Below are 11,439 nucleotides of genomic sequence, written 5' to 3'. Positions count from 1 at the left end.
CTAATAGTCTTCCAGGAGTAAAAGATAGACATTTTTTGAGGCACTTCCATAGGAAAGGAAGTCGTCCTTGTTCTCCGGAGTGGGTTGAAAATGCTTGAGCGTGGTGATATTGTTGGGAATGTCCTTTCGATATTTTTCCTTGATGATCTTGAGTGCCCCACTGATGGAATCCACCAATTGACTGGTAGTGGCGAACACAATCAGGTTGGAGGGGAGTTCGTCCAATTTCTTTTCCTTGATTTGATTGGAACACACCAAAATGGAGCCGTTATGGGCAACAAGATGTTCGCAGGTGGTGAAGAAAATGTCACTTTCCTGCCTCTTGTCCGTAAATTCAAGTTTTTCTGAAGCAAATCGGGTCTCCAATCTAGGATCGAGGGAATAGAACATATGGTTCTGCCAATTGTTCTCGGAGATGATGTTCCTCAGGGCCAAGGATATTTCTGAAAAATCCTCGCAATAAATGAACTTGCCCCCGTTTTTCTTGAAATAGATGGTGAACTTTTCGTCAATGGGAATTTTCAGATCGGGCATGTGGTCTCCACGGGTTTCCAAAGTTTCCTTGGAAACCTTTTTTCCTCCTCCGAAAATCTTTTTAAAAACTCCCATTTAACGTATCGAGTGCATTTTTCCTATTTCAGTTTGGATCCTATTGCCCGGAACCCAATCTATTTGGCAGGTTCCAGTTTTTCCTCCTCTTTTTCAAAAGGTCTTCTGCCAAAGATCTTTTCCAGATCGTCCTTAAAGATAACTTCTTTTTCCAAAAGCCTGTCAGCTAGCTCGGTCAATTTGTCCTTATTGTCGGCCAATAATTTAATGGCCCTTTGGTATTGCTCCTCTATCATTTTGGATATTTCCTGATCGATTCGCTGTGCGGTCTCCTCGCTATAAGGCTTGGTGAATCCGTATTCGTTCTGTCCGGTGGAATCGTAATAGGTGATGTTCCCCAGTTTATCGTTCAGACCATATATGGTGACCATGGCCCTGGCCTGTTTGGTCACTTTCTCCAAATCGCTCAAAGCACCTGTGGAAATCTTGTCGAAGATGACCTTTTCAGCAGCCCTGCCTCCCATGGTGGCACACATTTCGTCCAACATCTGTTCCGGACGAACGATCAAGCGCTCTTCGGGGAGGTACCATGCAGCTCCCAACGATTGTCCACGTGGGACTATGGTTACTTTCACCAAAGGTGCGGCATGCTCCAGCATCCAGCTCACAGTGGCGTGGCCTGCTTCGTGGTATGCAATGGTCTTTTTCTCTTCTGGGGTGATGATCTTGTTCTTTTTCTCCAGACCACCGACAATCCGGTCCACGGCATCGAGGAAATCCTGCTTGGTCACCGCCTTTTTCTCTTTACGGGCAGCAATAAGGGCGGCCTCGTTACATACGTTGGCGATGTCAGCACCTGAGAAACCTGGGGTCTGCTTGGCCAAAAAGTCGAGGTCCAATGTCTCGGCAGTCTTGATAGGGCGCAAGTGCACCTCAAAGATTTCTTTTCTTTCGTTCAGGTCGGGAAGGTCCACGTAGATCTGACGGTCAAATCGTCCGGCACGCATCAAGGCTTTGTCCAGTACATCGGCACGGTTGGTAGCGGCCAGTACAATGACATTGGTGTTGGTGCCAAACCCGTCCATTTCGGTGAGCAGCTGGTTCAAGGTGTTCTCGCGCTCATCGTTGGAACCTGTAAAATTGTTCTTGCCCCTTGCACGTCCAATGGCATCTATCTCATCGATAAAGATAATCGCAGGGGATTTGTCCTTGGCCTGTTTGAAAAGGTCACGCACGCGGGAAGCTCCCACCCCTACGAACATTTCCACAAAATCGGAACCGGACAGGGAGAAGAAAGGCACTTTTGCCTCTCCGGCCACGGCCTTGGCCAAAAGGGTCTTACCTGTTCCAGGAGGTCCTACCAAAAGGGCTCCCTTGGGTATTTTTCCACCGAGCGAGGTGTATTTGTCAGGGTTTTTAAGGAATTCCACAATCTCTTGCACTTCTTCCTTGGCACCTTCCAAACCGGCCACATCCTTGAAGGAAGTGCGTGTATCGGTCTTTTCATCAAATAGCTTGGCCTTGGATTTTCCGATGTTGAAAATCTGTCCTCCGGCACCACCTCCGGCACCACCGGACATCCTTCGCATCAAATAGATCCAGATGGCGATGATCAACGCAAAGGGCAGCAAGGACAACAATAGATCCCCAAGGACATTGGATTCTGTGTCGAACTCCACAATGGTGTCCAGGTTGTTCTCTTTCTTGATCTCTGTGATCTCGTTCTGAAAAATCTGAAGGTCCCCATAGTCCAAGATATACTGGGGCATCAAACTGGAGGAAGGGAATAGGGGCTTTTTGGCCACACCCTTGTGCACATCCTTGTTGAGGGCCTCTTCGGTCAAATATACCTTTGCCTGACGGGTATTGGTGATGATGACGATCTTGGAGATGTCACCATTGCGCAAAAATTCCTGTAATTCGGAAGTCGTGGTCTTTTCGGTACTGGAGAAACTGCTCCCGCCAAAAAACTGGAAGCCAATGATCAGGGCGATGACCACGCCGTATATCCACCACGAACTAAAACGAGGTTTCTTAGGGGTATTTGGATTGTTTTCTTTTGCCATTTTTTTAAGAATTGTAGCTGCTCTCCACCATCGTCACCTTGGCATCTCCCCAAAGTCCTTCAATGTCGTAGAATTCCCTTATATGTTTTTGAAATACATGAACCACCACATTTACATAGTCCATCAATACCCATTCTGCGTTGTCTGAACCTTCAATGTGCCAAGGCTTGTCTTGGATGGCCTTGCTTACGGTTTTTTGGATAGAGGAAACAATTGCATTGACATGCGTGTTGGAAGTACCGTTGCAGATTATGAAGTAGTCACAAACTGTGTTTTCGATTTCCCTTAGGTCCAGTAGATTGATATCAACTCCTTTTACGTCTTCTATCCCATGCAAAATCAAGGTAATCAGTTCATCTGCGCTGGCTTTCGTTTTCTGCATTCAAAAATTTTAGTTTTTTACAAAGTTATATTTTTTTTGTTTTCTTAGCCTTAGTTTTTAACAAATCAATAAGGCGTACCACATTGGGAGAACATACTCGGATAATCAAACTTGATGCCACGGATTCCACAAATGTGTATTTGAAGGAACTATCGCAGTCGAAGCAGTTGGCCGATTATACGGTCGTTGTGGCAAAAAAGCAGCTCAAGGGTAGGGGGCAGATGGGTTCTGTATGGCAATCCGAAGAAGGTAAAAATCTGACCTTCAGCATTTTAAAAAAATATGATTCAATGCCTGTTGAACGGCAATTTTTGCTGAACATCGGGGTGTCATTGGCGGTCTGTGATACGTTGGAAGGGCTTTCCATGCCCGATATGATGGTGAAATGGCCCAACGACATTATGTCAGGTTCCTTCAAAATAGGTGGCATATTGATAGAGAATGTCCTAAAAGGACAATGGGTCCAACATTCGATTATCGGAATCGGGTTGAACGTGAACCAGGTCCATTTTAAAAACCTGGACAAAGCAGCGTCGATGAAATCCATCACTGGACATTTTTATGAACTTGATGAACTTCTGCACAGTATCTTGGACAAACTCTATCTGCATTTGGATCAAATTGAGGGAAAAACGATGACCCAGCTTTTGCCAAGCTATGAAAAACGCCTGTTCAGAAAGGACAAACCGTCCACTTTTACCAATGCCAAAGGTGAACGTTTCATGGGATTCATCCGCGGGGTGTCGGATACGGGCAAACTCGTTTTGGAGCTTGAAGACCACATTTTTAGGGAATATGACCTGAAGGAAGTAACCTTGCTCTATTGAACTGTTGTTCGGTTATTGAGTTATTAGGTTGCTGGAATTCAGAGTCTGGCTCTCACAGTGTTTGAAGTCGGAATGGTTTTAAGTTTCTTGTTTTAGGTTTATTGCCTGACGGCCAAAGGTGGGAACTTGGCATTTGTTCTTCTGCCACTAGCTACTGGAACTTGGGATTTGTTGTTCTTGAACCTGAAACTTGAGTTTGAACGCAAATACAGCAAACTGCCGTTTCAAACTGACCGCGATTTTCAACTATATTTTGTCCAAGTTTTTGGAAAGGGTCTCCATGAAATTGGTGATGGGCGATTTGATCATCATGGCCATCATGGCATTGAACTGACCTTCGAAACTCAATCCCACTTCGCTTTCATTTTCCCCTAAGGCGATAATATCTGCGGTCAACGTAAAGGGCAGCTTGTCACTGGCAGCGCCCAGGACCACTTTGTCGTTGGGGTTTTGTTCCTTCAACCTGAGCACGATTTCCGGCATGCCCTTTAGGGCAAATTTGAAGGTCTTTTCATCCAGCACCTCAAACTTGTCAATGTTTTCGGGCATCAGGGTCTCAAAATTTTTGATGTCCGTGAGGAAGTCAAATACGGCCTTATCGCTCTTGGATACTTTCTTTTTGGAGGTTTCTATGTGCATGATGTTCGTTTATTTCCATTCCTGTGGATTGGATCTCCACTCCAGCAGGGTCTTCAATTGTGATTCTTTGATGTAATGGGTCTCGGAGGCCTGTTCCACCAAGTGTTCGTAGTCGGAGAGGGTGTGCAGTTCCACACCTTCCTGCTCAAAATTGGTGGTGGCCACGGGGAAACCGTAGGTAAAGATGGCCAGCATGCCCTTTACTTTGGCATTTTGGTCCTTTAGGGCCTTAACGGCATTAAGACTGCTTTTTCCGGTGCTGATGAGGTCTTCGATGACCACAACGGATTGGCCGGATTCAAATTGGCCTTCAATCTGGTTCTGTCGCCCATGGGATTTGGGTTCGGGCCTCACATAGATGAAGGGAAGTCCCAGTGCCTCTGCCACCAAAATGCCTATGCCTATGGCACCTGTGGCCACACCGGCGATGACATCGGGCTTTCCGTAGAGGTTTTCCACTTGTTTGGCCATTTCCTCTCTCACAAAGTTCCGGATTTCCGGATAGGAGAGCATAATCCTGTTGTCGCAATAAATTGGCGATTTCCACCCAGATGCCCATGTAAAGGGATTTTCGGGTTCCAACTTTATTGCATTAATTTGTAAAAGCAGCTCCGCTGTCTTTTTAGCAATTCCCTTATCTAAAACCATTGCGCAAATGTATGAAGTTTTTGTTAATGAGTCCCCACTGATCTTAACAAACGAGCGCCCAGAAAAGTCCAACGGCAACCTGTTCCCCATGGACGGGAATTCCATTATGGAGGCCATTGAACTGTTGTCCAAGAAGAAATTGAAGAAGGCCTATCTGTACCATCCGGATGGGAACAAAATACTCAAACTTTTTATGCACAAGATCCCCGTGGTGGTGGCAGGGGGCGGTTTTGTGGTGAACCCAAAGGGAAAGGTGCTCTTCATCCATCGAAATGGAAAATGGGACCTGCCGAAGGGAAAGGTGGACAAAGGCGAATCCATTGAAAATGCCGCTATTCGCGAAGTGGAGGAAGAGACCGGGGTGAAGGGCCTGGTGATCGAAAAGTTTCTGCGTACCACCTATCATGTTTTCAAGCGCAACGGGGAATACCAGTTGAAGCAGACCCATTGGTTTTTGATGTCCACCGACTACGACGGGAAATTGGTCGCCGAAAAGGCCGAAGGCATCAAAAAGGTGAAATGGAAAGGCCCTGAAAAAGCCGCGAAGGCCTTGAAAAATTCATACAAAAATATCAAGATATTGTTTGCCGACCCCTTTATTTCCTAGCCAATATTCCAGAGGCCTCACTGCCCTTTGCCACCCTGTAAACGGGGTAGGAGAGATAGGTTTCCTCCAGATGCACGGAACGTTGGAAAATCCAATCCAGTTGTGCATACCAATTGTTCGCAAAATTGAGGTCCAGTTTCTTTTTGGCTTCAAAATTTTGACGCAGAATGGAATCTTTTTGTAGCATATCCAAGGCCACATCTTCAAAAACATAGGGCGAAAAGCCTTCTTTTTGCTGAAGGAAGGTGTCAAAGAAGTTCCAGTTAAAAAAGGAGTCCACGGCATGGGGTTCCAAGGTTTCCAGAAGGTACCGTATGCCCGGTTGACGGGTGGGGACCACAAGATCCCCAGGTTTAAAGGTAATTTTTTTGGTGCTTTTTTCCACCTTGGTATTGTAGTGCAGATAATGGCCTTCGTATGGTGCGTTTCGGGTATCGTATTCCAATATGGAGTAGGTCTCCACGGTGAGCGTAGTGTCCTTGTCCAGTTTGAAATATTGGATCTTGTTGGCATCCAATCTCTCTATGACTTTCTGTTGGCTTTGCCTTATGATGTAGGCATCGGGAACGGAAACTGTATCGGTGGGGTAATATTGGTCCTGATAGACGACCTCTTTGGTGAAAGGTTTTGTCCTGTCATATTTTAACCGTGGAAGTCCGGTCACTTCGCTGGTAAACCGTTCCGCTTCAAAACCTTTAAAATGGAGCGTGGAGCTTTGTGTGGTGTCCACCTGCCAGTTCAGGTAATATTCGGTAAGATCGAGGTTTTTCTCCAAGGTCTCCCTGCGCAGGTTCTTTATGGTTTCATGTTCTTTTTCCACCACGGCGATCAGGCTTTCCATGATCTCGTATGTGCCTTCGACCCTTTGTTTGTAAGGTTTCAGCATGTGGGTCTCCACCATCAGTCCCAAGGTGCTCCAAAGGGTGGTATAACCTGTGGAATATCTAGGGTGGTCTATGAATTGGCTGAACCCGAACTCTGGGGGCATATTGAAAACGTTGACATAGGGCGTGATGTCCCAATCTTTTTCCGCCAACGACTTTTCGATATCGGGCATGAAGGAACTGTACAGGTATTTTCCAAGATCACCTCCCAATTTATTGTGCTGGGTGAACAAATGTGTCAACGTGTATTGATAATCGGCACCATTGCTGACATGGTTGTCAATGAACACATCGGGCTTTACCAAATGGAAGATGTCCGCAAAGGTCTTGGCATTCTTGGAATCCATTTTGATGAAGTCCCTGTTCAGGTCGTAGTTCAGGGCATTTCCCCGAAAGCCGTATTCCAATGGACCATTTTGGTTGGCCCTGGTGGTCGAGTTCCTGTTGAGGGCACCTCCAATGTTGTAGATGGGTATGGTGACCAAGACCGTTTTTTCGGGTGCAGGCACATTTTTGGTGGCCAGGTCCCTATAGAGCATCATTGTGGCATCGATGCCGTCGCTTTCACCGGGATGTATGCCGTTGTTGATGAGGATGATCGTTTTTTCCTTTCTGATGTTCTCAAAATTGAAATCCCCATCCGGATTGAAGGTCACCATGTGCAAAGGTTGGCCGCTATCCGTCTTCCCAATGGTGTGTATGTTGATCTGGGGAAAGTCACGGGCCAGTTTGATGTAAAAATCTATGGTCTCGGCATAGGTGGCGGTCTCTTTCTCCCCAGATGCTTCGTAAACGGTCTGGTAGGAAGTTTGCTTGTCCTCCTTCTTGGTTTCGCAGGATATGAACAGGATCAGGGCTGAAAAAATCAGGGTGTATTTTGAAAAAGTACGTATGTGTTTAAAGACCAGCATAAAAGGGAACAATTATTTGCAGCCCAAAAATAAAGAATATTATGATCACGAGGCCATATCGATGCTGTCCAAATCGCTGGTCTCGATTTTAAAGATAGGTTTGTTCTTGAAATTGAGCGTGTGGGGGCATCTGTCCTTATATTCGTTCCACTTTTGGTAATCCAGCGGATCTATGGAAGATGTGATCATGTTGATGATGATACGTTCCTTGATGTCCAATCCAATCAGTTCTTCCAAAAAGTCCCAACCGTCCATGATGGGCATGTTGATGTCCAAAAAGATCACTTCGGGGATGCATTGGTCGTTCTCGGTCCGTTCCTTGAGGGCGTCAAAGGCTTCCTTACCGTTTTGGAAAATCTGCACATCGTCGCAGATTGCCACAGGTTTAAGCACCTTTTTGATGCCGAACACGGTAATAGGGTCATCGTCCACAATAAAAATACTACTTACTTTCTTCATTGAAATATACATTGAAAGTAGCGCCTTTGTCCACTTCACTGTTTACTGTTATACTTCCGCCCATGGCCTCTATCTGGTTCTTGATGATGTAGAGCCCGATGCCTTTGGCGTCCTTCCTATTATGGAACGTTTTGTACATGCCAAATATTTTATCGCCGTATCGCTCCAGATCTATTCCCAGACCATTGTCCGATATGCTGAAAATTAATGTTTTGTCCCTCTTTTTTGCGTCCATAGTGATGATGGGGCTCCTTTCCGGACTACGATATTTTACGGCATTGGTCACCAAGTTCAGTATAATGCTGTCCAAGTAGGCGGGAACGCTCCACACAACCATATCCTGTGGGATGTTGTTGATGATCTTCACTTTGTTCTTTTCCAAGAAAGCGGAAAGGTTTTGCCGCACTTTGTCAATGCTGTCATTCAGGTTGAGCGGTTTTTTGCTGAGGGTCACATTCGTATTGATGTCCACCACTTGGTTGAGGTTCTCCAAAGTCTCCAACAGACTATCGGATGCCCGGTTGAGCATGTCCAGGATATGGGCCTTTTCCGCTTCGTTCTCTTCTTCCGATAAAAATTTCAGCAACATGGAAAAGTTTGCCGAGTGGGAGCGTAGGTTATGCGATACGATGTGGGCAAAATTGATGAGCTTTTTATTTTGGATGGAGGTGATGTTGATCAAATTCCTCAACTGGTCCTCCTTTTTCTTCATGGCGGTGATGTCCATGCTGATCCCTATAAGACCACTTATTTTCCCTTCCAGATCAAATAGCGGTATCTTGGAGGTGAGGAAATTGGTGATTTCCCCATCTTTCTTGATGCCGATGGTCTCCTTGCCCAGCATGGGTTTCAACGTCCTGATCACCTCAAGGTCCTCCTCCCTTGATATTTTTGCCACTTCCTTGTCTAAAGGTCAAAATCCGTTTTTCCAATGACTTCCTTGGCGCTTTTGCCCAGATAGTCACACTCGGCCTTGTTCACCAGTATCTTTTTGGAATCCAGGTCCTTTACGAACACGTTCAAGGGGAGGTTGTCTATGAGGGCGGTGAGCAACTGTTGGTGCTGCTTTATCTTGCTTTCGTTCATAACCTGTTCGGTGATGTCCTGAATGGTTCCGAACAATTTTATGATTTTCCCATTTTCGCTAATGGGCCTTCCTGCAACGCTCACCCATTTTTCTTCACCGGTTTGGGTGAGGATTGTCAATTTTTTGTTGAAAGGCGTCCCTTCTTGTATAGCACTGTGGAAGAGCATTGCTATTTTGTTTCGACTGTATCCTTGTTTGTAAAAGGCGATGGCATCAGCTACATTGGGATGATAGGATGATGGTACCTTGTGGATTTTTTTGGTTTCCTCGCACCAAAAAAGATGCTCCGTGGCAATGTCGTATTCCCAACAACCCACTTGGGCCACTTCGGATTTGGTCTTTAGGATGTTGTTGATTTTTTCCAGTTCCCTTTCCTTTTCCACCTCACTGGAAATGTCATCGGTCTGGATAATGGACCCCACCACATTTTCCTTTTCATCGAACCAAGGGGCAAAGGTGCTCTCAAACCACCGTGCCGCTGTTCCGCTGCCTGTTTGGTGCCTAATGGAAAATGATTTGTTGCGTGGTAGTTTTTTCGGAAGACCCTCACTTTCCGGATAGAGATGGAAAATATTGGTTTCCGTACTATTTTTGGGATGGATGCCAAAAACATTCAACCAAGAATCGGAGGCATCCACTACCGAGCCATCCATCGCCACAAGGGCCGTGGCTTTGGGTAACTGTTTCAATAAGTAATGCTGCGCAATTCTTTCGACTGCTTTCAAAATTCGGGGGTATTAGGGAAACTTTACGCTATTAAGAAATTTCTGACCAATGTAAGCGTAATGTATCAGCCTGCTCATTTATTGTTGTGAAAGGCCCTAAAAATGTTGTTTTCTTGACAAATGTCAATATTCTGGCGGTTTTTTAGAGGTGACCTCTTCAAAAGAAAGAAAAGTATATGTGCAAAATATCAGAAATTAACCACAACGGTATCAGGAACCAACCCTGTATAGTCACCACCGTTGCGAATTACGTCCCGAACAATGGACGAACTGATGTAAGATTTTCCTGATGAAGTCAACAAAAAGACGGTCTCTATTTCGGAAAGTTTTCGGTTGGTGTGCGCTATAGCCTTTTCAAACTCAAAGTCGGCAGGGTTGCGAAGCCCCCTCAGAATAAAGGTCGCCCCTATTTTTTTACAGAAATCCACGGTCATTCCCTCATAGGTCATCACCTTGATCTTGGGTTCGTCCTTGAAGGCTTCCTCAATGAACTTCGTGCGCTCCTCCAGGGAGAACATATACTTTTTGTCGGCATTGATCCCGATGGCGATCACCAGTTCATCAAAGAGCGTGACGCCCCTCTTTATGATGTCGTAATGCCCTAGGGTAAGGGGGTCAAAAGAACCGGGGAACACTGCACGTCTCATGGTTGAAAGGTTTTATCCAAAAATACGGTTTTCTATCGTAAGGCCTCTTCAATGGCACTGTCAAACAAGGTTTCCAAGGAAATTCCTGCCACGCCGGCCTGTTGGGGCAGCAAGCTCTCTTCAGTAAGTCCCGGTGTGGTGTTGACTTCCAAAAGATGGGGCACATCCCCGATAAAGATGAATTCACTTCGCGTAAAGCCTTTCAATCCCAATGTCCTATAGATGAATTCTGCCATTTTCCTCACATTGGTCTCCTGCGCGGCCGATATGCGGGCTGGCGTGATTTCCTGTGATTTCCCCATATATTTGGCCTCAAAATCAAAAAAATCGTTCTCGGAGACTATTTCGGTAATGGGCAATACGGTCACTTCGCCCTTGTAGGTGATCACGCCCACGGATACTTCGGTACCGTCCAAAAAAGATTCAATGATCACTTGGCTGTCCTCTTTGAAAGCGGCGTCTATGGCACCGGCCAGTTCTTCCATTTGGTACACCTTCGAAATCCCGTAGCTGCTGCCGGACCGATTGGCCTTCACAAAACAAGGGAGTCCCACTTTTTCCACAATGGCCGACTCGTCCACGGGCTGCCCCTTGTTCAGGTAATAGGAAGTGGCGCAGGGCACACCGTAAGGTTTCAGCGTGCTCAGCAAATCCCTTTTGTTGAAGGTAAGGGCCGATTCGTAATGGTTGCAAGAGGTATGGGGAATGCCCAACAGTTCAAAATAGGCCTGCAACAACCCATCTTCGCCGGGCGTGCCATGGATGGCATTGAAAACACAATCGAAATGGATCTTGTTGCCATTGGGTTGGATGCTGAAATCTGCCTTGTCCACAGGAAATTCTTGGTTGGATGCATCAAGATAGATCCATTTTTCCCTACTGATGATGATGCGGTAGGTATTGTATTTTTGGGTATCCAAAAACTTGTGCACCACGTTGCCGCTCTTGATGGAAATGTTGTATTCGCTGGAGTGGCCGCCCATGATAATGGCAATGTTCTTTTTCATC

13 protein-coding genes are annotated in these 11,439 nt (G+C 45.9%); 2 read left to right on the top strand and 11 right to left on the bottom strand.

The features are described from left to right. From SD450_RS08870 to rsfS, 3 genes are read right to left on the bottom strand one after another with little or no spacing between them, the layout of a single operon-like run. Entirely contained in the window at positions 1 to 609 is a 609-nt protein-coding gene (locus SD450_RS08870; RefSeq protein ID WP_318344211.1) for an LUD domain-containing protein, read from the bottom strand. A gap of 59 nt (positions 610 to 668) precedes the next feature. Next, entirely contained in the window at positions 669 to 2,615 is a 1,947-nt protein-coding gene (gene ftsH / locus SD450_RS08865; protein WP_318344210.1) for an ATP-dependent zinc metalloprotease FtsH, read from the bottom strand. A 4-nt stretch (positions 2,616 to 2,619) separates the two neighbouring features. After that, positions 2,620 to 2,997: a ribosome silencing factor gene (rsfS, locus tag SD450_RS08860; RefSeq protein WP_318344209.1), complete on the bottom strand. Its 378-nt coding sequence runs from the start codon at positions 2,995 to 2,997 to the stop codon at positions 2,620 to 2,622. A gap of 83 nt (positions 2,998 to 3,080) precedes the next feature. Here rsfS and SD450_RS08855 point away from each other — a divergent pair, with 83 nt between their 5' ends. Continuing rightward, complete coding sequence (locus SD450_RS08855; RefSeq protein WP_318344208.1) at positions 3,081 to 3,824, top strand: biotin--[acetyl-CoA-carboxylase] ligase; 744 nt, start codon at positions 3,081 to 3,083, stop codon at positions 3,822 to 3,824. Positions 3,825 to 4,070: 246 nt separating this feature from the next. Here the strand turns inward: SD450_RS08855 and SD450_RS08850 are convergent, their stop codons facing one another. Both SD450_RS08850 and pyrE read right to left on the bottom strand, forming a co-directional pair. Beyond that, complete coding sequence (locus SD450_RS08850) at positions 4,071 to 4,463, bottom strand: SRPBCC family protein (protein WP_318344207.1); 393 nt, start codon at positions 4,461 to 4,463, stop codon at positions 4,071 to 4,073. A 9-nt stretch (positions 4,464 to 4,472) separates the two neighbouring features. Beyond that, positions 4,473 to 5,111 carry an orotate phosphoribosyltransferase gene (gene pyrE / locus SD450_RS08845; RefSeq protein WP_072879547.1) on the bottom strand — a complete coding sequence of 213 codons (639 nt, stop codon included), beginning with the start codon at positions 5,109 to 5,111 and terminating at the stop codon, positions 4,473 to 4,475. A 7-nt stretch (positions 5,112 to 5,118) separates the two neighbouring features. Here pyrE and SD450_RS08840 point away from each other — a divergent pair, with 7 nt between their 5' ends. Then, complete coding sequence (locus tag SD450_RS08840; RefSeq protein ID WP_318344206.1) at positions 5,119 to 5,718, top strand: NUDIX hydrolase; 600 nt, start codon at positions 5,119 to 5,121, stop codon at positions 5,716 to 5,718. Here SD450_RS08840 and SD450_RS08835 read toward each other — a convergent pair. From SD450_RS08835 to SD450_RS08810, 6 genes are all read right to left on the bottom strand, one after another. Beyond that, a complete protein-coding gene (locus SD450_RS08835; protein WP_318344205.1) occupies positions 5,708 to 7,513 on the bottom strand; it encodes a M14 family metallopeptidase in 1,806 nt (601 codons plus the stop codon). The two genes, SD450_RS08840 and SD450_RS08835, sit on opposite strands and share 11 nt — an antisense overlap. A gap of 45 nt (positions 7,514 to 7,558) precedes the next feature. Next, entirely contained in the window at positions 7,559 to 7,972 is a 414-nt protein-coding gene (locus SD450_RS08830) for a response regulator (protein ID WP_318344204.1), read from the bottom strand. Next, a complete protein-coding gene (locus SD450_RS08825; protein WP_318344203.1) occupies positions 7,956 to 8,870 on the bottom strand; it encodes a sensor histidine kinase in 915 nt (304 codons plus the stop codon). The genes SD450_RS08830 and SD450_RS08825 overlap by 17 nt, the downstream gene beginning before the upstream one ends. 8 nt (positions 8,871 to 8,878) lie before the next feature. Further along, positions 8,879 to 9,784: a PAS domain S-box protein gene (locus SD450_RS08820; protein WP_318344202.1), complete on the bottom strand. Its 906-nt coding sequence runs from the start codon at positions 9,782 to 9,784 to the stop codon at positions 8,879 to 8,881. A 188-nt stretch (positions 9,785 to 9,972) separates the two neighbouring features. Continuing rightward, positions 9,973 to 10,431, bottom strand: coding sequence for a pantetheine-phosphate adenylyltransferase (gene coaD / locus SD450_RS08815; RefSeq protein WP_151891056.1), 459 nt, complete (start codon positions 10,429 to 10,431; stop codon positions 9,973 to 9,975). Positions 10,432 to 10,463: 32 nt separating this feature from the next. Further along, positions 10,464 to 11,438, bottom strand: a complete 975-nt coding sequence (locus tag SD450_RS08810) for a D-alanine--D-alanine ligase (RefSeq protein ID WP_318344201.1) — start codon at positions 11,436 to 11,438, stop codon at positions 10,464 to 10,466. Position 11,439: the final 1 nt, after the last annotated feature.

Source organism: Flagellimonas baculiformis (assembly GCF_033441575.1).
GTDB lineage: Bacteria > Bacteroidota > Bacteroidia > Flavobacteriales > Flavobacteriaceae > Flagellimonas > Flagellimonas baculiformis.
This window is presented reverse-complemented; position numbering and strand designations above follow the sequence as displayed.